Origin of the sequence: Lentimicrobium sp. S6 (genome assembly GCF_013166635.1) — a bacterium.
Taxonomy (GTDB): Bacteria; Bacteroidota; Bacteroidia; order Bacteroidales; family UBA12170; genus UBA12170.
In genome coordinates, this window is the sequence record NZ_JABKBZ010000010.1 from 17,271 (window position 1) to 39,642 (window position 22,372).

Consider the following 22,372-nt stretch of genomic DNA (forward strand, 5'->3'; position numbering starts at 1 on the left):
TCACTAATATTTAATAAGATAAGCTGGTATATTTTTCATAAATTTGCCATCAATTTTTCAATGAAATGGCACTACCTTCAGTATATATTAAGAATAAAAGAGCATCTTACGAATACTTTTTAGAAGAGAAATTTGTTGCTGGAATTCAATTAACAGGAACAGAAATTAAATCGATAAGATATGGGAAAGCAACGCTAACAGATGCATATTGTAGCTTTTTTGGTTTGGAACTTTTTGTAAGAGCCATGCACATTAGTGAGTATAAATTAGGCACGCATTATAATCACGAACCTAAGCGTGACCGTAAACTTTTGTTAACAAAGCGTGAATTAAAGAAGCTAAAGGTGAAAATTAATGAAAAAGGATATACTTTAGTGCCTGTATCTCTTTTTATAAATGATAAAGGCTTAGCCAAACTCCAATTTGCCTTGGCAAAAGGAAAACATACCTACGATAAAAGAGCTAGTCTAAAAGAAAAGGATATTAAAAGAGATATTGAAAGAGAAAAGTATTAGCCTAAATAAAAAAAACAAAAGAATGAGAAAACAACTATTTTTACTTGCCTTAATTATTGGAATGAGTACAAGTATATTACAAGCTCAAGACAAGGAAGAAATAACATGGTATACTTTTGAGGAAGCCATAGCTTTAAATACTGAAAATCCGAAACTGGTTTTCATTGATGTATATACAGATTGGTGTGGATGGTGTAAAAAAATGGATGCCTCAACTTTTGTAGATCCCATCATTGTGAAATATATGAATGAGCATTATTATTGTGTGAAATTAGATGCCGAACAAACTGAGGCTATACAATTTATGGGGAAAGAATTTGTAAATCCTAATCCTGAAGGAAGACGATCCACACATCAATTAGCAGCCTTATTATTGAATAATAAAATGAGCTATCCCAGTTATGCTTTCATGAATGGAGAGAATAAAATGTTGACGGTTGTTAATGGATATATGAACACAGAGAAGTTTAATCCCATCATCCATTGGTTTGGAGAAGGAGCCTATATAAATCAATCTTATCAAGATTATTCTGCTTCATTTTCTACTGAAAAATAGAACTATAAAAACAGCGAGCTTAGAAGGATTACTGTACCTAAGAATAATAGTAGATTAATTATTGTTTTATTTTCTATATAATAAGTCATGGCACGAATAAACCTATATTCGTGCCATGATTTTAATTGTTTGTTATATAGTATCTTACCTTAAGTTTTTGACTTAGGGGATTCTCATTCTGACAAACCTTTCTCTTTCAGAAGAGATTATTTTTTATTGTCAAAATCTGTTCGACTACTGAGTGTTATAATTGAAAGATTCTTCTTTTTCAATTTCTTGTTGAGCTTGTTTAGCTCATTATTCTCGTAATCCTCAAGTTCTTCTTGCATAATTTGAATATCCATTTTCAAATCAGCTAGACGAGAAATCTGAGTAGCGGAGGGTTTTCCTTGAAAAGACATTACTCCACTATAAATATCGGCAATTCGATCTCTTAATCTGACCTCCCCAGTAATTCTTCCATATTTTGTTGCGGAAATACTTTGATGCCAACTGTCCATTTCTTTTTCGAGTTCGGTTAATTCCTCTTTCAGTTTGCCTTGACTTTCACTTTGGTTTATTGCAGCTTGGTCTCTAATCTCTAAAATATGATGGTCCATAAAGGCTAAGTCTTCTAATAGGTCATAAGCTTCTATTAGTGTTTTATACCTTAAGTCTCTGTCTGCTGGGCTGTGATTAGAATTGGGATCGTATTTAATCTCAAATTGATGTTCGTAGATTTTATCTTTTTTATAAAGCTTTACATGGTATGTGCCCGGAGGATAGCTAGGTCCTACGAATGCTGCATTAAGCATCTGTGATGACTTGGGTACCTTGGGGGCTTTCATGCGCATATTCCACGGGACTCTATTGATTCCTTTTCCTTTACCTGCAGCCAATTCGCTTAGTAGTTCTCCATTCTCATCGAATATTTCCATATACATATCGCCAAACATATGCCGTTTCTTGAGGTAATAGGTTATCATAGGACTGCTCGAAGGATTAGAAGCCGAATAATCATTGTCTCCTTGTTGATCTATAGACCAACCCAGATAAGATATTAATGTAGGACGTGAATCTAGAAAAACAAGATCTTCGTTTAGTTTTTCTTTTTTCATACTTTGAAGAGGAGTGAGGTCGTCAATAATAAATATACCTCTACCATGAGTAGCGATAACTAAATCATTTTCTCTTTTTTGAAAAACCATGTCACGGACGGAAGCTTTAGGAATTCCACCATTAAACGGAACCCATTGCTTTCCTGCATCAATACTGATATACATTCCAAATTCAGTTCCAAGAAATAGTAAGTTTGGATTGCTAAAATCTTCCTTTATAATATGACAATAAATAGGGAGGTCATTAGTGATTAGACTAGTCCATGATTTCCCATAATCCGTGGTTTTAAACACATAAGCTTTTGAGTCACCACTTTTATGACCATCAAAAGTAGCATAGGCAGTACCAGGAAAATGAGAGGAGGCTTCCACATGAGAAACCCAAGTATGTTTTGGAAGTTCAGCAATATTATTACTTAAGTTTTCCCAGGTTTTTCCAGCATCACGAGTCAATTGGAGTTGGCCATCATCGCTGCCTACCCAAATTTCGTTTTTATCTAAAGGAGATTCTGTAATACAGAAAAGGGTACAATGGTTTTCTGCAGATGAATTGTCCACAGTGAGTCCTCCGGTTTCTTCTTGTTGTAATTTCTTCGGGTCATTAGTGCTCAAATCAGGACTAATGCTCGTCCAGCTCTCTCCTTGATCTGTGCTCAAATGCAAATACTGTGAACCCACATACATTCTTTTTCCATCTGGACTAAAACTCATCGGAGCATTCCAATTGAACCTTAATTCTTCTTGGCCCTCCTCAGCTTGCGGCTTAATGGTTTTCTGTTCTCCAGAATTCAAATATTTCTTAGAATAATTTCCACCTTGATATTGCCAATATACCAAATTAGGATCCACTTGATCTCTAAATACATTAAAGCCATCTCCATAGCCTAAAAATTGCCAATCTTTATTAGAAATCCCACCAGGACTTTTAGAGGGCGCATACCAAGAGCCATTGTCTTGTAAACCTCCATATACATGATAGGGGATGTCATTATCAACCGATACATGATAGAATTGTGATAAGGGTAAGTTACGAACCATCCGCCAAGTATTTCCTTTATCTACAGAGATATACATTCCTCCATCGCTACCTAAATATAGTATTCTATTGTCTTGCGGGCTGATCCATAAGGCATGTATATCACTATGTACATTTCCTCCACCAACAAATGGACTTTCAAAATTCTCACCTGCATTATCACTAACCACCATACTAAAACCGGGTTTATAAATTCTAGCGCTGTCTACAGGATCTGCCTTCATATATTGAAAGTAGAAAGGTCGTTCTCCCATTTGTGAATTAGAATTGACCATTTTCCAAGATTTACCAGAATCATCAGAACGATATAAAGCCGATTTCTTGGATTCTACTAGACCGTATATTCTCTGAGGATAAGCAGGGGAGACTTCAAGTGCAATTCTTCCTAGTTTACCTTCAGGAAGTCCTTTCGAGATTTTTTTCCATGATTCACCACCGTCGAAACTTTCAAATACTCCACTACTTTCTCCTCCTGAATGGAAGAAATAGGCTGTTCGTCTGAAATTCCACATACCTGCTATGAGGTGCTTGGAATCCAAAGGATCAATAATTAAACTACTACAACCAGTATTCTCGTCAACGAAAAGAACCTGATTCCAAGTTTTACCACCATCATTGGTTTTATAGACTCCTCTAGCGCTATCGGCTCTCCAAAGAGGACCCAAAGCTGCAGCATAAACAATATTACCATCTTCAGGATCAATCTGGATTTGACCTATTCGCTCTGTATCTTTTAATCCTAGGTTTTTCCATTTTTCACCACCATCGGTTGATTTATAAATTCCATCTCCAACAGAAGTACTATTTCTTACCCATACTTCGCCAGTTCCTACCCAAATGGTTTCTGGATTTTTTTGGTCTATAGTAATACAACCAATACTTTGGATGTGTTTGTCGAAAATAGATTTAAATGAAGTTCCTCCATTAGTACTTTTCCACACTCCTCCAGAGGCTGCTCCAACATATATTATATTGTGATTGGACTCTAAAGCATCGATAGCCGAAATCCTCCCACTCATGACAGCTGGACCGATTTCGCGTGCTTTATATTCTCCAAATGTATATTTACTTAATTTGATTTCTTTTTTTTGAGAGAAAGCAGAAAAACTCATGGATATGGCAAGAAAGAGGTAGAAAAATCTTTTCATGATAAGCTTTTTAGTGATCTAATGGTTGAATGATTGAATGGTTGAATGATTGAATGATTGAATGATTGAATGGTTTTTGAGTGATTAGTGAAAAATTCATAGTTAATTTTCAAGACTAAGGATTTATCTAACACTCAAAAACCACCTTATTAAAAATAGTCCTTTGAATTGTAAATTGCTCTATGCATGATATTTATTTGCCCGATTCAGGCTTGGTAAACATCTTATCGTCTATTTTTTTATCAAACTCCATACTTTCAATAGTAACAGAATTAGCCACTTGTCCATTCATCCTATTTTCGATATAAAAAGGCATCACCATACCATCTACTTCGTCGTAATTGCTAAAGAAAGACTCACTTAATACCTCAGCACCTTGCATTTGTATCTTTGCTGTCATTTTTATCATCAAGAATGAATCTGCGTCTAAATAAAATATTTTTTCGTTTCCTTCTTTATTGATGAGCTTTAAAAGTATGACTTCTGTTCCTTCAAAATCTTCTGTTCCTTCTAAGCTTAATTGAGAGCCTTTTTCTTTCCAATTCCATAATTCTCCATCCATGTCGGCTTGTTCTGCCATTTGCTGAGCTTCAGTTTCGCCTACTTCTTGCGCTTCAACTGAACCTGTCCATGGAGCCACGATATAACCTTTTTCACCATCATAAACTTGAATCATTTTTTGTCCTTGTATATCTACTTCCATGCGACTTTTCCCAGGTCTAACTTGCCATAATTCAAAATTAAAACTTTGACCCATTCTACCAGATTTTCCAATCATATGAATGGTTTTAATATTAGAAACAGCTTCTTGATTAATCGCTTCAAAGTGAGAATCTAGGACTTCTTGTAAATCTTGAGCGCTAGTTTGGCCTATAAAAGCAGCCATAATAGTAAGTAAAATAATTTTCATTGATTTCATTTTGTGAGGGTATTAGTTTATAATTATTGGTCTAAATTACTGATATTCTAAAATCTGTAATCATTTTATTCTTTAACAAAAATATAATATCGATTTTATGAATCAAATATTTCTTTTAATAATCTTAAAAAAAGAGTGTTTAAAACTCTGATATTGATTGAGAAAATCTAGCATCTATATGATGCTATTTTAATAAATGGTTACAATGATTCAATGATAAAAAACCTAATTGCTATATTAAGTGATTCTTGTGTCCTGTATTGTTTTGGATATTTGCTTATTATGGGGGGTGAGCTCCTTTTGGGATAGAGCTATATGTTCTAATACCTAAATAAGCATACTATTTAGGGAATAGCTCAATAGAAGAGCTATGATATTAGCAATATAATGCTTTTAGAATGATGGAAAACCTAATGATTAAGGCGAGAGGATGAATGAACTATAATCTTGTAAAAATACATCTAACTACAATAATATTAACCAAATACTCTTTTGAGGATGGCATCGATTCTAGCTGCGGGGTCTTTTCTTATTTTAGCCTCCTCTTTTTTTACTTCATCAAATAAAGCAGAAAGAGCTTTTTGAGTCACATAGTCTTCCAAGTCTGTATTTACAGCATTCCAAGCAGGTACAAACTGGGCCACTTGGTTATAAGCACCTGTTAATTCATTCCAACTCTTTTGAGTGCTAACTCCTTGATAAATAGGTTGGTTTAGGGTGTTGCCTACTTCTGGTTTAAACTGAGTGTATAATTGCTGATAGGTTTTTTTACGAAGATAGTTGGTGGCAGCAGTATCTCCACCATTTAATATACCAAAAGCATCTTGAATACTCATATTAGTAATGGCATTTACAAAAATAGGCTTGGCTTTTATCACTGCTTTTTCAGCTGCTTTATTCATGCTCTTTTCGGCATCTGTAATCAACTTGTCAATTCCAACAGCTTTTAGCATGGGATTGTCTTTATGTTGTGTGATGGCTTGTGCTTCTTTAGGAAGTAGGATTTTATAAGCAGCATTACCATAAAAGGCATTTGTAATACCAAGGTCTTTTACAGCAGACTCTGCTCCAATACTTAAGGCTCTTTTAAGACCTTTTACCACTTCACTTTCTGTTAATGCACTTGTGCCTGAATTGCTATTTTCATAGTCGGTCATTACTTGTTGCGCCACATCGCAAGAATTTAAAAAGAATATGAAGCTGATGCTTATAATGAGGTATTTTATTGTTTTCATTTATTTTGTTTTTGATTCGTGCAAAATTAGGCTTTTAATTTCAGAATTGAAATACCACTTTCTGTTTTGAGCTATTAATAGGATTTTTTAAGAGTTTTATTTAGAATGATGTTAAATTAAGAAGATTAACAAAATTCTATATTGATTATCAATTATATTTCAGACTTTTGTATTTATATATGAAACAATCGAATAGACATATCGGAATTTACCTCATCATCGCATTTTCTATTGCGTGGGTAAGTTTTGCATCCATCTTGAGTTTTCATATGCACAAAATCTATGGAGAAGATTTAATCGGTCAGCTTCATTACCTTAAAAGTGATCAAAAGCTTTCTCTAAAAAAAGATAATTCGACCACTTTTAAGATAGATTTTAATAATGGAAATTTGATTATTCAACAGAGTGAGTTAAGTTTCAATCATTATTTTCAAGTTGTTTCTTTGAGCCCTCAGCTCATTCAAAATGTTTTACAGGATTGTTATTTAACTCCGGTTCTTAGAGGACCTCCCTCGATTTCTTAGACTAATTCTTGTTTTTATTTTAAAAATAGATCGTTGATCTAAATAATTGGTATTGAACCAGTTTTTAAGGTATTGTTTTTATAAACACATTATTATAATAATTAGTTTTTCTAAGTTTTATTTTCTCCAAATTTAATTCAAATAGACAACAATTATTACCAATATAAAAGCAAGTTTTTTTAAGTTTAAATTCTCCAGGCGAAGTCAATGACTTCGCCTAACTTGTTTTAGATAAAACCTGAATTCTATTTATAAAGCTTAAGTAAATAATTTAAACTGGCTGAAGCATCAAAATAGAAGCCTTCTACTTGGAATTCATTGGGCAAAATCAACAAGTAATCATATTTCTCTTCCACTAAGCTTTGTTCTCCACTAAACTTAAATCCTAGGAAGTCAATCAAATCGTACTCGTGAGCGATATAAAGAATTTGGAAGGCACTTTCTTTGGCCAATCCATCGCCACTACTTAAAATGGCATCGTAAATCATCATGATTTGGTTTTGCACCTTGAGCTCATTTTCTTTATCAAAAAGGCTATAGTATGCAAACGCTTTAGCTTGCAAACTCTTGATCTCAAAAGGAAGAGTAATCAATATGGAATCTGAATATTGTATGATTTTTAAAAAATCATCTTTGACAAGTTCACTTTTACTATAATACTGTGAAATGCTATCCATATAGATGGGATGGGAATAGGGATTGTAGGATTCTTGAAAGATAAATCCATAATAAAGATGCCGTTTTTCTTGTAGGCTCAAATTGCTATCCCCCTCTAAAAATGCTGACCAAAGTTTAGGATAATAAAATGAGGAGTCTGCAAATTTTATTTGTGCTTCAATTTCTTGATAATGGACTCCTCTAAATAAATTATTTTGGGCATTAATAGTAGGTTTGAGAAGAAATAAGTTGACGAGTACGAAATAGGTTATTAGCTTGAATATCATTGTTTTCTTCTTTGTTTTTTTAGAAAGTATGCCTTAATTCTCTTTTGAGCATTCTTTTCTAAATTCCTATAAAAGAACTGATAATCGTTGGCATGATAAACGCCTTTAGGAAAAAAAGATTTTCCTTCCGTATAAAAATCATCAGGGTTAGGAGTGGATACAACTAGTGCTCCTGTTGATAGGTCAATTTGAGCATTGGTATACTCAACTTGATCAGGTAGTGCTTTATGGTTTGTATCGAAGAATACTGCTCCTAGGTTTTTACTTGACGGCGCTAGGGAATTATCAGTTGTCCACGTTAAAGGGTTCACACAAGCTGCTGTTGCCAATAAGACAGGAGAACCTGTAGTATTTGGAGCTTGCGTATTATAAGTGATGATTACCCCATTATCTGTTTCCCCTTGAGCGATTTTGAGTTGAGGATAATTTGCTAAATCTTCTGCTGTAATTGAATATCCAATTAAATATGCCGCAATGAGTTGTTCTTGTAATTCCTGATCATTGAATAATTCTTTCATTAAATCGATGCCTAAAATGCTTCCTTGGCTATGACCAGCCAGAATAAAAGGTCTGCCGTGATTGAGGTTTTTTAGATAATACAATAGGGCTTTCTTTATTTCAGAATAGGCGATGCTATAATATTTATCATGTTCTTCTTTAGGCAAAGTAAGGCAAGCAATGCTCATCTGAGGATAATAAGGAGCAAACATATTGGCTGAGTTAAAAAATACGCTAGCTTGCTCTAGATATACTCCTTTAGCTTTTTCTCTCAGTTCGACATCGTTAAGTTTCATGTTATCTGGTGTAGATGAGAAATATACGGTGGGATAGATATAAAAAACATCTGCTTGATATTGTAGTTTTTGTTCTGCTTTTACAATCCAGTTTTTGTCTTGCTCATAAACGCAAGTTTCTTGGGCATTTGAATTGTAGAGGATGGATAATAATATGCTTAGGGCGAGAATAGATTTGGATGATTTTGTAGAAAAGGATTTCATTTTATATGCTGTTAATTGATTATAGTCAAATTATTCTTTTGAGAACTAAATGGAAATTAATTGATTTCCCTAAAGCGCTAATACGATAAAGGTAAGAAATCTGTTAAAACAGAGGACCCTTTTGGTTTAAAAAATATAAAATTATGGTTTAAGAGAGCAATAATGAAAATTTGTTAAGTTAGACTCAATTTTTTAAGTTTTGAAGCATGGTATCTAGTTCGATGCTGTTTAGTTGAAGGTTTAAATGAGCGATGATAGCTTCATTAGTGGAGCAGTATTTGTAATTGGGGTTATTAAGTCTATCTATATAAAGGTGAATAACAACTATAGTTTGAGGATATTCAACTAAATAGCCTAGCTTATAATCATGCAGCTTTTCATTATTTCGGGCTTTCATTAACTCGTCTACCAGGCTGCTTCCTCTAGGATGTGAAAGGTTTCTGATGTCGATTAGAATTTTTGAACATCCAGACCATTTAGGATGGTTTTGAATTATTTCTTGGCTATCCAAGTATTCCTGTATTGTAAATTCATCTTTATACTGTATAATTAGAAGTTGTGGGTCTTCAAAGTATTGATAATTATATTCCATGATGTGGGAGTTTTTATTGAGCGTTAAACAATTTCACAATTGTTTGTCTTGAGAATAAAACACAAAACAGGTAAAATATTTGATGGTTACTACAAAAGTAATCAAACTTATTAAAAGACTAGTTTGTAATTAGTTAATAGATTGTTATTAACAAGGCTGATTAAAATGTTTCTCCAATTTTAAAATAGACTCCCCAATCACCATCGCCAATAGCGATGTCCATACCCACATTCATCTTGTTTTTTGGGAAAACCATATAGCGGAAACCCAAACCTGCACCAGGTAGTATTTTACCCTCGTCTGACTCATTGACAGCATTAAAAACCGTAGCTAAACCTGCAAAACCAACAAAGCCTAATTTCTTCCAGGGGTTTAATCTGTATTCTCCCTGTAAGGCTAACATTTGATTTCCTCTATATTTTCCTTGGGTGTATCCTCTAATATCATTTCTGCCCACCACAAATTGTTGGTTGAAGTTTAAATCGCCTATTCCAAAACCACCATAGAGGCGTAATCCAATCACATCTTTTTCATTTTTCATGGAAATAAAATGGTTATAATCAAATTCTATCTTATCAGAAACGAATTTGTTATCTAATAAAGAAGGAAAGGTGGAGTATTTGATATTTACAATCAGACCCTTAAGTGGATAATATACATTGTCTCTTCTGTCATAGGAAATAATTCCTCCTAAGCCATTAAAAAAGGTGGTTTCTTTGATGCCTTCACCAATATCAAAATTAGTTTCCATTTTCATATAGGTATAATTAAAACCCAAATAAAGGCCATGAACTATTTTTCTTTGCAATTCTACCTTGAAAATATCTGCAACAGTATTGTAATCAATATATCCAGGGGATAAGGGATTATCCCAGAAGAATTGAAAATTGATATTACCTCTACCACCAAAAAGAGAAGCTCTCCATCTATCTTGATTAAAATAGAACTTATTGAAGACCATGGCAAACCAAGTCTTTTCAGTGGAATAAATTCCAATAGCACCACTTATGGAAGAAGGAGAAATAGTATCTTTCTTATTAAGCTTATACATCATCATGGGTAGGGCTCCAAAAGAGAAGCCCATGCTACGATCGTAGTTGAGATAGGGGATGGGAACAAAATTAATATTCTTTTCTGTGGAGTCTGCAACTATGATATCAGTCTGAGCCTTTGAAATTGGAATCTCAATAAGGATTAAAAGAAGAACGAGTAAACAGAGTAATTTTGAATTCATTTTTGCGTTTTGGGTTCATGAAATAAAATTAAGAAAAAAAATTCTATTTCAAAGAATAATTATCCTTTAGCAAGGTTTTTTGATGAGTATTGCCTTCAAAATCAATAAATTCAAGTTCTATAGTATCCTCTTTTTTGGTGTAGTGTATGTATTGACAGAAATCAGATTCTTCATTAAAACTGATTTCTCCAATTTTCAAAATCTTCATTTTAGGTTCTATTCCCGCCGCTTCAGCAGGACTTCCTTGTATAATGGTTTGGACATAAGCGCCTAGCTTCTCTGAATATCCAATGCCAAGTCCAAATGTGTACTGATCAATCTTTTGTTCTTCTTGGGCTCGAAAATAAAGTAGCTGATCTTCCCAATCAATGGTAACTATCCAATTGGAGAATATCTTACTTCCTAAAAGTCCATTTCCACCCGATTCCAATAAAACATTTCTAAATTTCAAATTTTCATGATATAGGCTGTCCACAATGGTGATTTCATCTTTCTTTACTAAAGTCTTACCCACAATACCCGATTGTGAAAATCCAGTTTCAAAAGTGGTTTTCTCTATGAGTTCGTATTCTTTTAGTTTTTCAAAAGCACTATTAGGTATTGATAAAGAACCATTTGAACCATAATCAACTTTGATGTGATTGATACTCTTGTCACCGATTTTTAAATCGATAAATTGACTGTATTGCTTATCTGTTTCAAATGGAATGGTAAAAGTTTCTTTATCAGCCTCCTCTATTTTTTCATTACTTAAGGTGATTTCTTCTTTTTTATAATCGATGGTCCAATTGCAAAAATGCATCACATTACTTCCTAAGATTCCATCAAGTTTCATACATCTTAATACTGGATTGGCATTAAAATCACCTACAAAGCTGGTTTGATTATAAAACTCAATTCCGTTTATGGAAAGGGTATCCACATTCACATATTTTACTTTGGTTCTATTATTATCAGAATCTTTGAGGTGACCCGTACTCACTTGTTTGAAATCCAATTCTTCTTGCATTTCTTCGGAGATGCTATTAATGGCTCCAGTATCAAATAAAAAGCGATAGGTTTTTCCATTTATTTCTACGGGAATGATGATAACGCCCTTTATCAATTCCATATTAATGGTCTCTGTAAAGTCTTGCTTTGTGATACTTCCTGATTGAAAAGTCTCCGACCAAGAAGGTGCACAGGAGTTAAGAACGGATAAACCTAAGACAATAGAAATTAAAAATGATAAAGATTGTAATGATTTCATATGGAGTTATTTATTAAGATTACTTGAATAAATACTTTTAGCTTTGTCCCTAAGGTTATAAAAAGAAGATAGTACTTCTCCATAAGCTCCAGTACTTCGAATAGCCATCAGATCACCTCGTTTAGTTTTTGGCAAAACAATGGCTTTACCGAAGCAATCAGATGATTCACAAATGGGACCGACTACATCATACTTTTCTGTTTCGGTTTCAAAAGTTGTGATATTTTCCACTTTATGATAAGCCTGATAAAGTGCAGGTCGAATGAGTTCTGTCATACCTGCATCAATAATTGCGAAGTTGGTTTTTATGCCTTTCTTAATGTAGAGTACTTTAGAAATGAGTGTTCCACACTGTGCAGTGATTGCTCTACCTAATTCAAAGTGTAATTCTTGCTTTGGGCGAAGTTCTAGCAGTTCGTGAAAGAGTTGGAAAAAGCTCTGGAAATCAGGAATGGCATTTTCATCAGGATTCTCATAATCAATTCCCAATCCTCCTCCTACATTGATGTGGTCCACTATAATGTGATTAGAGTAAAACCATTGCTGAATCTCATTAACCCGTAAACACAAGCTTCTAAAGGCACTTAGATCTCTGATTTGAGATCCTATGTGAAAATGCAAGCCAATTAGCTTTAAATGCTTCAAGTCTTTTAATCTTAAAATAACATCCTCTAATTCCCAACGATTGATTCCGAATTTATTTTCCTCTAAACCAGTGGTGATATAATGATGGGTCTTGGCATTTACATTTGGGTTGATTCTTAGGGCTATAGATGCAATTTTGTTTTTCTTCTCAGCCAATTCATTAATCACTTCCATTTCGGGTAAAGATTCACAATTGAAGCAAAATATATCATGATCGAGAGCAGTATTGATCTCTGCATCCGATTTTCCAACTCCAGCAAAAGCAATTTTAGAGGAGGGGAAGTTTGTAGCAATAGCCTTTGAAACCTCATTTCCACTCACACAATCAGCTCCAAAACCATAACTTTGTATGAGTTCTAAGATTTCATTATTGGTATTTGCTTTAAAAGCATAATGCACATGATAATTATGTTTTTGAGAAGCTTCTTTTAGGGATTCCAAGGTTTGTTTGAGCAATTCCATGTCATAATAGTAAAATGGAGTAGCTTGGTCTTTAAATAATTGTAGTTCTTGTATAGTAAACATCTTAGAATAATTTTTGGTGGAGTGAGACCAATGAATCTGTTTTATGAGTAGTTTGTACCAATAGCGATACATTATGACGACTTCCACCATAGGAAATCATACGGATAGGGATATGTCTTAGGGCATCGAAGATTCTGACGGCATATCCTTTGCTTTCAGCTATAAAATCGCCTACTACACAAATAATACTTAGGTCGGTTTCTACTTCTACCATTCCATATTTCTCTAACTCTTTTACTATTTCTTTTATTTTTGAGATATCATCAATGGTTACGGAAACAGCTACTTCCGAAGTGGTAATCATATCGATAGGTGTCTTGTAAGTCTCAAAAATCTCAAATACTTTTCTTAGGAAACCATAAGCCAAAAGCATTCTGCCACTTTTGATCTTAATGGCTGTAATACCATCTTTAGCAGCTATTGATTTAATGCCCTCCCCAGTGATATTGCTGGAGATTAGAGTGCCATGAGCTTTGGGTTCCATGGTGTTTTTTAGTCGGACGGGAATATTCGCTTTCTTAGCTGGAAGTACAGACGATGGGTGTAATATTTTAGCTCCAAAATAAGCCAATTCCGCTGCTTCATCAAAGGATAAGTGGGTGAGGGCTTGTGTGTTTTCAACATATCTAGGATCGTTATTGTGCATGCCATCAATATCGGTCCAAATTTGAATCTCATCGGCACCTATAGCAGCTCCAATTAAGGATGCTGAATAATCGCTTCCTCCTCTTTTTAGATTATCAATTTCTCCATAGGTATTTCTACAGATATATCCTTGGGTGATGATAATATCATGATGACCATAGCTGTTTAACATCTGTTGAAGGTTTTCTTTTATATAATTCAAATCTGGTTCACCTTCTTTATTAATGCGCATGAAATCTAAAGCAGACAACAAGTGACTACCTATATTTTGTTCTTTTAAGTAGAAGTATAAAAGAGAAGTAGATAATAATTCCCCTTGGGCTAAAACGGATTTTTCTTCAAAGAGGGTAAACATATCTTCAGTAAACGAACGAAGGTGCTTAAAATGAGATTTTAATAGTTCTTGACCAATTTCATGGTATTCTTTACTAGAAAAGAGTTCTATTACATGTTTCTTGTATTGATCTTCAAGAGCAGAAATCTGTTTATTTGCCTGTTTATGGTCCTTTTTATACAAGGATTTAATAATTTCGACTAAGCTATTAGTTGTGCCCGACATGGCAGACAAAACAATGATTTTCTTTCCAGGAATCTGAATTAAAGAAGCAAGCTCTTTTATTCGTTCTGGTGAACCTACAGAGGTTCCTCCAAATTTTAATACAATCATGTTTATGTTGTTTTTTGTTGTTTTAGTTCTGACAGAAATCTGATTTAGCATGAAGCAAGAAGATAAATTCTCCTAAATTTAAGTTTCAGGCTTCTCAAAATAGATTTTTGAATTAATGAACTTCATTATACATCAGGCCATTGTCATACATGTTCACTAATAATGGATAGATGAATTTGCAAAGATAATTTTTTAAGAATTTTGAGAAAGAAACCGAGGTTAATATTATGTTATAATTGTCATTGTGAAACAAAAACAAGGTCTATCTCCTCGGTTTTCGTTTTTTGTTATACTTTGTGTTAACGCATGGCATATATTTAGTCATGGGAAGTTTCAGTAGTTCTGAAAGTTTTTTGATTTCTCTACTGGCTTGTTCGCGTTCTGTAATTCTTTTAATGGTAAGCCTTTCTCTATGGTTGCCATTTAATAAACAGATATCGTAATAGGTGGTGGAGCCCGTAATAGATCTTCTATTGGACCTACTTAAAGTGGCGCTTTCCTCATGGTTTTGCATTAATGTAATATAGGAGTAGGGTTCTAGCGATTTCCATTTTCCTTGACGGATACCAAAGAAACAATTATAATCCCGGTAAGTGTTTTCTTCAAGGTTGATTTGGACCCCACTTCTTGTAAAGGCAATAAATATTCCAGCCAAAATAAACAAAGCACCTATGTATATATTACTATATGCTCCAACAATACCAACAAATAGAAACACATAACCTGAGAAGCTAAGACTAGGAGGGAATGATTTCCCAAAGGAGTGTGTGAGAATCTGCGACATCATTGGTGTTGTTTTTACACCTCAAAGATAAGCATTATTCTCCTCGTAAGAATTTAAAATATTCTTTTAAAACGATGTCGTTCAGTTCTCTTGGAGTGAAGATTTCGAGCAATTGTGAATTGGGTGAGTTAACGAGCTCTACCAAAGAAGGAGATAAATCGTCTTTTTCAGTGCAAAGTCGATATTCCAATCCTGATTCCATTGCTAGTGTTCGGGCTACTCGACCATGAGGAGTCTCAAATAAATCAATTTGGCCACTTTTCAAGGGTCCATCTATAAAACGGAAGATACCACCGCCTCCATTATTGATGAGGATGATTTTGAAATTGGAATTAAGGTAATTATTCCAGAGGGCGTTATTGTCGTAGAAGAAGCTAAGGTCACCAGTGATGAGTATCGTTTGCCCTTTGTATTTTTGACTCTGTCCTAAAGCGGTAGAAACGCTACCATCTATTCCACTTACGCCTCGATTACAGTCTATTACCATCTCTTTAGTGAATTTGAAGAATTGAGAATAACGAATAGGAGTGCTGTTGGCAAAGTGTAAATAAGCTTTCTTTGGTAATGACTTTTGTAACTCAGCATAAACTAATAAATCGGAGAATGGTATATTGCTCAAGTAATACCTATGTAATTTTTGGGCTTGTTTTACTATTTTGCTCCAAGAGGTCTGATATTTTGAAGCCTTTTCATCCTCATTTAAGAAAAGGCTTAAAACGGTGGCCTCCTCAGATTGAATATGTTCCTTTAAATGAAAAAAGGTATTTGGAGCTTTTGTATCTAAGCTGATATGCCAATGTTCGTATTCCGTTTCTTTGCGGAGCCAAGCTTTTATCTTTTTACTCACGATATGTCCACCTATACTAATCGCTAAATCTGGAAAAAAGCGTGATTCGTTTTTATTGTTTATTTGAGTGAGTACCTGATCTATATGACTAACAAAATCGGAGGAATGCATGTTTGAAGTGCTCTCTGTCATGATAACAGCACCTTGTGAAGCTAGTTTCTTTAGTAGTTGCTTGAGCTCTGGATCAGGGAGGTGTTGTCCGATAATGATTAATTTCTTTTCAGCTTGATTCCATTTGTTGAGAAGATTTAGTTTTTTATCATTTGATAATGCTGTATCTATCTTTGATTTCTTAAATGGGATAAGAGCATGCTTCTCTTTTTCTTTTAAATCGTAAATGGGTTCATCAAGAGGAACGTTAATATGTACCGGCCCTTGAACTGGATTTTGACCCGCTTCTATGGTTTCAAAAACTAATCTTTGAAAGTCTTCTTCATCCTTTTTAGATTGAATATCTTCAGGCAGCTGCACAGATTTTCTAATGAAATTATGATACACGTTTTGCTGAACAATAGCTTGGCCATCGCCTTGATCTATTAGATATTCGGGTCGGTCTGCCGATAGAACAATTAGAGGAATCTGCTGATAATAAGCCTCAGCTATAGCTGGAGCATAATTGAGTAGGGCAGTGCCAGAGGTACAATTGAGCACCACGGGACAACGAGATTTTTGAGCCAAACCCAAAGCAAAAAAACCAGCGCTTCTTTCATCAATAATGCTATGGATATTAAATTCGGGATATTCCGGAAAGGTGAGCATCATGGGAGCGTTTCTACTGCCAGGAGAAATCACTATGTCTTTAATGCCCTCTTGAATAAATATCTGTACCAAAAGTTCCAGGCCGGGTTTATTAGAAATCATAGGCAAATTTCTGTTTTTTTACTTGATGATGCAAGGATTTTTTTGACAGGAAGTTTGAAGGTTGAATCTCGAAGCGATCGAAGAGTCAAAAGCCGAATTCCAAAATTCTATTCTTTCACAAATTTTATAATCTGTTCATTATCAATTTTAGAAAAATAAACACCTGGTTCAAGACTTTCTACATTTATTTGGATCTTTGAAGAAGAATGCCTGCTTTGTATTAATTCTCTGCCTGAAATATCAAAGATTTGAACAAGTTCGATATCTTGAGAGCAGCGCAAGTTAAGTAGTTCTGAGCAGGGGATAGGGAAGACCTCTATTTGATGGTGGCTGTTGTTGTATTCTGAAATGGCCAAAGGTTCTCCAATAGTCCAGTTACTTCCAAAGTGATTGTCTAAAGAATCAGCAATTAAACTGATATAATCATCAGCTTCTAATAGCACAGGCCAAGGCTGTTCTGGTAAAAATTTAATATGATCAATTATTATCCCATGTTGGTTTAAGAGAACTACCTTTTCTCCTTCGTTGGAGAGCTTTCCTGAAGTCCATTCAAATAGTTGTCCCGGAACATGGCTAAATAAGCTTTTATCCTTAGCTATTAGTATTTTTTCGTTGGCTTCTAATTGGGTTCCATTTGGAAAGGTAAACTCAATCCCAATAGATAACTGATAATTACTGATATCGATAGTAATATCTGAGGAGTTATGAATTCTGATAAATTCTTTATCTACATTCCAAGGGTGAAAATAATAAAGGTCGGAGATATGGACTTTCTTCTCCTTATTTAAAGCAGAATAAGGAGCGCCCAGATCTTCTCCATCTAGGCCAGCATTAATAGCTCCAGAACCAGAAAGTAATTGGAAATTATAGAAATCAGGGTTGCTAAATTGAGGATTCATCCACTGGTTACTAGCTCCTAACATGGCATCATTATCGTAAATATTTTGTTCGCTTAAAGCTATGGAAACATCATCCACTTTTATTGGGCTTTTGCTGGAATTGGAAAGAATAGAATTTTTGATATCTAAGAATCCCCCTCCCGCACCAATGTTTTTTTCAAAAACAGATGCTGCATGAACATTGGCATAGAAGGTATTATGATTAACGATTCCTTCTCCTAGATCTTTAATTCCAATTCCTAAGTTACAGTAAGTTATGGTATTGTTTAGCATTATTGCAGTTGAAGATTGTCCTATGGAAATCCCCTTATCTGTGATTTCATCGATATGACAATTTTCAATCAGGATGTCTTTACTTTCTTCTCCCAAATCTATTCCATCGCTATTAGAACCGTAAAATTTTTCAATAGTTGAGTTTCTTATGATACCATTGGTAACCCCATCATAGTCAATGGCATCTGTATCAACTTGTTCGTTCCCAATAAAGTGACAGTTATCGATGATACAATCTCCATATTTAACATTGATTAAATCTCCTGTAACTTTTGAATGAAGTAGGCTATTGTTCAGACTAATATTGGATTGATGAGCATAAATTGGGCTATCAAAATTATCATCTAGGAGCAGATGATCCATAATGACCTCACTATTAAAAATGGAAATGGCCGCCTTATGGAAAACGGGATGGAGGCCTGTGGATGCGTCTCTTATTTCTAGGTGTGTCAAATGACTGGGACTACTGGCATTGTCAAACAATAGAATGTTCCAAGAGTCTGCACCATATTCTTGATTGGCTTTGAAAATTACGGGTTGTGATTCGCTTCCATTTACTTGTAGATCTCCTTGAACCCTCATGCCTGCGTTTTCTGGAAACCAGATTTCCACACCTGGATCAATGCTTAAAGATATATTTGGCATGATATTTAAATCCCCAGAAGCCAAATATGGAGAGCAGTCTATACTTAAAGAGGTATTCTCAGTAATTTCTAAAGGCAACAGGCAAGCATCGGTACTTTGGTAATTGGCGATAAAGCCAGAGTCAGATTCTAGGCTAATATCTAGAATTTCTTCTGTGGAAATAAAAGCATTGGAGATGCCACTAACCGTAAAAGACAAATCAAAGCTGATATCACCACTTTTGTGACTGATTTGATGGATTTCAACAGCAATCACATTTTGGCTTTCTAAGCTCATATCTTCAAATGTATATTCAATTAAATCATCTTCATCAGAGCCTAAAATGTTTTCCAGAGCTCTGGTTCTGTAATTAATATCGCCTTCGGGCATATTGTTTCTAATGATTTCCGTTCCATTGAGGTATACAATAATCCCATCGTCTCTTCTTAGTTTTATATGACCGGTGATGGATTCAGCAATTTCTTGATATTCAAATGATTTTCGGAAATAGCTGGTAATATATTTGTCATCTTCATCACCACCATAGGAAATTATTGTGTTTTCGTCTTCATCACCGTAACCTAATTCTGCTTGACCTATAGACCAAGACGAGTCATCAAAATCGCTTTCCTTCCAGGTGCTTCCTAAGTCTTCACCTAAATCGTGATATTTCCAATCGTCTTCCAAATTAATTAGGGAAGTATTAAATATGGCATTCCATCCTTGAAATTCAAATCCTGGATTTGTTTCTGCTTTAAGTTGAAAAGTCATATCCTGAAAATATGGGCCTTGCCAAGGTTGAGAAGGGATTGTGAAGTCGTCGATGTAAATATTTCCAGCATTATTAGGAATGCAGTTGGTTTGGAGCTGGTGAATAGGACCCATCCCAAAAAAGTCTTGCAGGTCTTCCATCATAAACTCATGGCGCTCTAAGGCAAATTCTTTAATAACTTCTACTTCTTCTTCCCAGAATTCTACACTTTCAATGCCATCCCCATAAACAGAAGTAGTTCCAGAATATTTATCCACATGATAAGGGATTTCTTGGTCTATAGTGGCTGCAAATTCATCTATAAGAGGCAATAAGCGTTGAGGATGGTAGGAGGTGAAAATATGGTCGTTAAATCTTTGTACAAAGAATTGAGCATATTCCTCATTTTGAAAGATGCTCTCGAACCAATATTGGGCAAAGTCATAATAATTGTCTTCCGAAGGAACTGCAAACTCAGTAATGGAGTAATTCGATTCAATAAATGCACGATCTAAATCAGCAAATATAAACTGCCATTTCCCTCCTTCTTTAGGTTTCCAATAATTAATATTATGTCCCCAGCTGTAATTGGCTGACCATATTTGAGTGATCCAATAATTGGTGAAATTTTCCAGATCTACTTTATTTGATAGGGATTGAAAATTACTTTCTATGCTAAGGTCATTATTAAATAATGTCTCCATTTCTAAGTATTGTTCATCACTGCCTTCCTCAATTTCTCCTTCATTTTTAATTAAATCATAGCTACCGGATTCCATATCATAGGTGGTTTCAATAAAACCATCATCAATTCTTGAACGAATATTATGGATTCCTAAATATTCTCCATTTATAAAAACTATACTAGGCCTAAAACCTTGGTGAGGAATATGGGTGTTTTCTTGGGCCATCTCCTGTGCTAATCCATCTCTAAATATCGTTTCGGACCAATCGCTACCACTTGCGCGTAGTATGATTTCATTATATGAATTCCTTTCTCTATCATCAAAAACAGGATAGTCTAAACTATTATTTCCATATTCTTTTCTAAAATAGATGCCCAGCATTTTCTGGGGCAGTTGCCAACTAAACTTCCCATTTACTTTAACGCCTGCTATTTCATTAAAGACAGAGCGGTTGTTATCATTGTTTTCAAAGAGTTCTATGTTTATCGGATATTCCCATTCAGGTTTGAAGTCTTGGACATAAATACCATTATCATCATCCCAAAAATATTCATCATCACAAACCAAAGACACTATGGGTAGTTCTCTATCCAGTAAGCTATCGTCGAAGAAGTAGGAATGGGTGATAATAGGCCCCGGAATGTGCTGCGATTGGAATACCCGAGCACGAAGAAAAGTAGTATGGCTAATGGGGATGGCTTGAGAATATAATGGGTCGTCGATAGCAGGAGTGGAGCCGTCAGTGGTATAATGGATTTCCCCGCTGATACTACTTAACTCTACCCATTGTTCGGTCTGGTAAAATCCACCCTTAATGGAGAACTTGGGCTCGTAATAGGTGATGCCAATAAATGGAGTGGAGGCATTATTTGAAGAAGCAGGACTAGGACTACTAAACCAATATAAAGAAGAAGCACCATCTATATGACGGCCATAACTGATATTTGTTTTTTGGGCTGGAAAAACAAGGCTGTCTACCATGTTTTGATTTTCGTCGAATAAGCCAATTTCTTCTCCATCGCTACTTAATTTAAATGAAGTATGAAGGCCTGTGTCTTGGCCATCTGCCCAAATTATCAAAAATCCGTGAGCGGGAATAGTAGTTCCTGATGGAAAAGACCATTTGCCGGGTTCATCTAGGTTATCTGTAAGTGAATAATTGGAAAGGTTCACTTCGCCAGATGAGTTGTTATAGATTTCTACCCAATCGGAACTTTCGTCAAAGTCAGGGTCATAAATAATAGAAGAATTCGCCGCCATTAATTCATTAATGGTAAGTTGGGCTTTGATAGGTTGGTAAATGAAAATAACTAGTAGGATTAAAATAATTTTAAGTATTCTCATAGCTGGCAAATATATGAAATAATCTTTTTAGGCTTGTAATGTAACATGTCAGTAAGAAATTCTATTGAATTGCTTTGAACAGCTACTCATTAGCCCAGGGCAAACTCATACTTTCAGTTTTAATTAAAAAATCAACGATTAAATTAAAAAAAGAAAAAGCTGTCCACTAATTCCACTAATTTTCACGGATTACTTCTACAAACAGAGTACAATAAAGCTGAACTTTGTTTGCAATCTGTGTTAATTTGCGGAAATCTGTGGACAAATTAAAAGTATGCGTTTGCCCTGCTAATTAGCCTGCCTTATGCACTTTGATTAAACCCATCGATTAATTTAAAAGCTTTTTCTTTATCTGATTCTAAGTTTTTTAACTTTTAATGTGGCAAAGCCGCCGGAAGAAACTTGCCAAGGAGCAATCGTTCCCATCAATTGATCTTTTAAATTAGCGATAATTCCATTATCGATAAAAATCTGGTTTACCAGTTCTGCCTCCATTGGTTTTCCTTCAAATACTGTAATTAATTTTGAGTCCATATATTTCTTGTTTTTTCTATAGATAGTTTCTTTAGTAGTTGCTTGAACTCTGGATCAGGGAGGTGTTGTCCGATAATGATTAATTTTTTTCAGCTTGATTCCATTTGTTGAGAAGATCTAGTTTTTTCTCTTTTGATAATGCTGAATCTATCTTTGATTTCTTAAATGGGATAAGAGCATGCTTCTCTTTTTCTTTTAAATCGTAAATGAGTTAATCAGGAGGAACGTTAATATGTACAG

General features: G+C 34.7%; 17 protein-coding genes. 3 read left to right on the forward strand and 14 right to left on the reverse strand.

Going from position 1 to position 22,372, the window contains the following annotated elements:
- Positions 1-65: 65 nt before the first annotated feature.
- The gene (gene smpB / locus HNS40_RS05575; protein WP_172278529.1) at positions 66-515 is read left to right on the forward strand and encodes an SsrA-binding protein SmpB; all 450 of its coding nucleotides are present in this window, start codon (positions 66-68) and stop codon (positions 513-515) included.
- Positions 516-537: 22 nt separating this feature from the next.
- Complete coding sequence (locus HNS40_RS05580) at positions 538-1,071, forward strand: DUF255 domain-containing protein (RefSeq protein ID WP_172278531.1); 534 nt, start codon at positions 538-540, stop codon at positions 1,069-1,071.
- A 206-nt stretch (positions 1,072-1,277) separates the two neighbouring features.
- Here HNS40_RS05580 and HNS40_RS05585 read toward each other — a convergent pair whose 3' ends face one another.
- The 3 genes from HNS40_RS05585 to HNS40_RS05595 all read right to left on the reverse strand — a co-directional run bounded on the left by HNS40_RS05585 (position 1,278) and on the right by HNS40_RS05595 (position 6,506).
- Complete coding sequence (locus tag HNS40_RS05585) at positions 1,278-4,352, reverse strand: glycosyl hydrolase (RefSeq protein WP_172278533.1); 3,075 nt, start codon at positions 4,350-4,352, stop codon at positions 1,278-1,280.
- A 193-nt stretch (positions 4,353-4,545) separates the two neighbouring features.
- On the reverse strand, positions 4,546-5,262 hold the full coding sequence (locus HNS40_RS05590) for a hypothetical protein (RefSeq protein WP_172278535.1): 717 nt from the start codon (positions 5,260-5,262) through the stop codon (positions 4,546-4,548).
- Between the two features lie 485 nt (positions 5,263-5,747).
- Positions 5,748-6,506, reverse strand: a complete 759-nt coding sequence (locus tag HNS40_RS05595; protein ID WP_172278537.1) for a DUF4197 domain-containing protein — start codon at positions 6,504-6,506, stop codon at positions 5,748-5,750.
- Positions 6,507-6,685: 179 nt separating this feature from the next.
- Here HNS40_RS05595 and HNS40_RS05600 point away from each other — a divergent pair, with 179 nt between their 5' ends.
- Positions 6,686-7,030: a hypothetical protein gene (locus HNS40_RS05600; RefSeq protein WP_172278539.1), complete on the forward strand. Its 345-nt coding sequence runs from the start codon at positions 6,686-6,688 to the stop codon at positions 7,028-7,030.
- A gap of 245 nt (positions 7,031-7,275) precedes the next feature.
- Here HNS40_RS05600 and HNS40_RS05605 read toward each other — a convergent pair whose 3' ends face one another.
- The 11 genes from HNS40_RS05605 to HNS40_RS05655 all read right to left on the reverse strand — a co-directional run bounded on the left by HNS40_RS05605 (position 7,276) and on the right by HNS40_RS05655 (position 22,132).
- Positions 7,276-7,974, reverse strand: coding sequence for a DUF4919 domain-containing protein (locus HNS40_RS05605; RefSeq protein ID WP_172278541.1), 699 nt, complete (start codon positions 7,972-7,974; stop codon positions 7,276-7,278).
- A complete protein-coding gene (locus HNS40_RS05610) occupies positions 7,971-8,972 on the reverse strand; it encodes a DUF3089 domain-containing protein (protein WP_172278543.1) in 1,002 nt (333 codons plus the stop codon). The genes HNS40_RS05605 and HNS40_RS05610 overlap by 4 nt, the downstream gene beginning before the upstream one ends.
- Positions 8,973-9,156: 184 nt before the next feature.
- The gene (locus HNS40_RS05615) at positions 9,157-9,564 is read right to left on the reverse strand and encodes a hypothetical protein (protein ID WP_172278545.1); all 408 of its coding nucleotides are present in this window, start codon (positions 9,562-9,564) and stop codon (positions 9,157-9,159) included.
- A gap of 160 nt (positions 9,565-9,724) precedes the next feature.
- On the reverse strand, positions 9,725-10,798 hold the full coding sequence (locus tag HNS40_RS05620; protein ID WP_172278547.1) for a BamA/TamA family outer membrane protein: 1,074 nt from the start codon (positions 10,796-10,798) through the stop codon (positions 9,725-9,727).
- A gap of 43 nt (positions 10,799-10,841) precedes the next feature.
- The gene (locus HNS40_RS05625) at positions 10,842-12,047 is read right to left on the reverse strand and encodes an aspartyl protease family protein (RefSeq protein ID WP_172278549.1); all 1,206 of its coding nucleotides are present in this window, start codon (positions 12,045-12,047) and stop codon (positions 10,842-10,844) included.
- Between the two features lie 6 nt (positions 12,048-12,053).
- Positions 12,054-13,217 carry a diaminopimelate decarboxylase gene (gene lysA / locus HNS40_RS05630; RefSeq protein ID WP_172278551.1) on the reverse strand — a complete coding sequence of 388 codons (1,164 nt, stop codon included), beginning with the start codon at positions 13,215-13,217 and terminating at the stop codon, positions 12,054-12,056.
- A 1-nt stretch (position 13,218) separates the two neighbouring features.
- Positions 13,219-14,529, reverse strand: coding sequence for an aspartate kinase (locus tag HNS40_RS05635; RefSeq protein ID WP_172278553.1), 1,311 nt, complete (start codon positions 14,527-14,529; stop codon positions 13,219-13,221).
- 262 nt (positions 14,530-14,791) lie between these two features.
- Positions 14,792-15,316 (reverse strand): hypothetical protein, encoded by a 525-nt coding sequence (locus HNS40_RS05640; RefSeq protein ID WP_172278555.1) that lies wholly within the window; start codon positions 15,314-15,316, stop codon positions 14,792-14,794.
- A 31-nt stretch (positions 15,317-15,347) separates the two neighbouring features.
- On the reverse strand, positions 15,348-17,021 hold the full coding sequence (gene menD / locus HNS40_RS05645) for a 2-succinyl-5-enolpyruvyl-6-hydroxy-3-cyclohexene-1-carboxylic-acid synthase (protein ID WP_172278557.1): 1,674 nt from the start codon (positions 17,019-17,021) through the stop codon (positions 15,348-15,350).
- 107 nt (positions 17,022-17,128) lie between these two features.
- Positions 17,129-21,598, reverse strand: coding sequence for a lamin tail domain-containing protein (locus HNS40_RS05650; protein WP_172278559.1), 4,470 nt, complete (start codon positions 21,596-21,598; stop codon positions 17,129-17,131).
- A 348-nt stretch (positions 21,599-21,946) separates the two neighbouring features.
- A complete protein-coding gene (locus HNS40_RS05655; RefSeq protein ID WP_172278561.1) occupies positions 21,947-22,132 on the reverse strand; it encodes a hypothetical protein in 186 nt (61 codons plus the stop codon).
- Between the last annotated feature and the right edge of the window lie 240 nt (positions 22,133-22,372).

Excerpts from the sequence above, each read along its gene's own strand:
- smpB (WP_172278529.1), top strand. The coding sequence starts at position 66 with ATGGCACTACCTTCAGTATATATTAAGAATAAAAGAGCATCTTACGAA.
- HNS40_RS05580 (WP_172278531.1), top strand. The coding sequence starts at position 538 with ATGAGAAAACAACTATTTTTACTTGCCTTAATTATTGGAATGAGTACA.
- HNS40_RS05585 (WP_172278533.1), bottom strand. The coding sequence starts at position 4,352 with ATGAAAAGATTTTTCTACCTCTTTCTTGCCATATCCATGAGTTTTTCT.
- HNS40_RS05590 (WP_172278535.1), bottom strand. The coding sequence starts at position 5,262 with ATGAAAATTATTTTACTTACTATTATGGCTGCTTTTATAGGCCAAACT.
- HNS40_RS05595 (WP_172278537.1), bottom strand. The coding sequence starts at position 6,506 with ATGAAAACAATAAAATACCTCATTATAAGCATCAGCTTCATATTCTTT.
- HNS40_RS05600 (WP_172278539.1), top strand. The coding sequence starts at position 6,686 with ATGAAACAATCGAATAGACATATCGGAATTTACCTCATCATCGCATTT.
- HNS40_RS05605 (WP_172278541.1), bottom strand. The coding sequence starts at position 7,974 with ATGATATTCAAGCTAATAACCTATTTCGTACTCGTCAACTTATTTCTT.
- HNS40_RS05610 (WP_172278543.1), bottom strand. The coding sequence starts at position 8,972 with ATGAAATCCTTTTCTACAAAATCATCCAAATCTATTCTCGCCCTAAGC.
- HNS40_RS05615 (WP_172278545.1), bottom strand. The coding sequence starts at position 9,564 with ATGGAATATAATTATCAATACTTTGAAGACCCACAACTTCTAATTATA.
- HNS40_RS05620 (WP_172278547.1), bottom strand. The coding sequence starts at position 10,798 with ATGAATTCAAAATTACTCTGTTTACTCGTTCTTCTTTTAATCCTTATT.
- HNS40_RS05625 (WP_172278549.1), bottom strand. The coding sequence starts at position 12,047 with ATGAAATCATTACAATCTTTATCATTTTTAATTTCTATTGTCTTAGGT.
- lysA (WP_172278551.1), bottom strand. The coding sequence starts at position 13,217 with ATGTTTACTATACAAGAACTACAATTATTTAAAGACCAAGCTACTCCA.
- HNS40_RS05635 (WP_172278553.1), bottom strand. The coding sequence starts at position 14,529 with ATGATTGTATTAAAATTTGGAGGAACCTCTGTAGGTTCACCAGAACGA.
- HNS40_RS05640 (WP_172278555.1), bottom strand. The coding sequence starts at position 15,316 with ATGATGTCGCAGATTCTCACACACTCCTTTGGGAAATCATTCCCTCCT.
- menD (WP_172278557.1), bottom strand. The coding sequence starts at position 17,021 with ATGATTTCTAATAAACCCGGCCTGGAACTTTTGGTACAGATATTTATT.
- HNS40_RS05650 (WP_172278559.1), bottom strand. The coding sequence starts at position 21,598 with ATGAGAATACTTAAAATTATTTTAATCCTACTAGTTATTTTCATTTAC.
- HNS40_RS05655 (WP_172278561.1), bottom strand. The coding sequence starts at position 22,132 with ATGGACTCAAAATTAATTACAGTATTTGAAGGAAAACCAATGGAGGCA.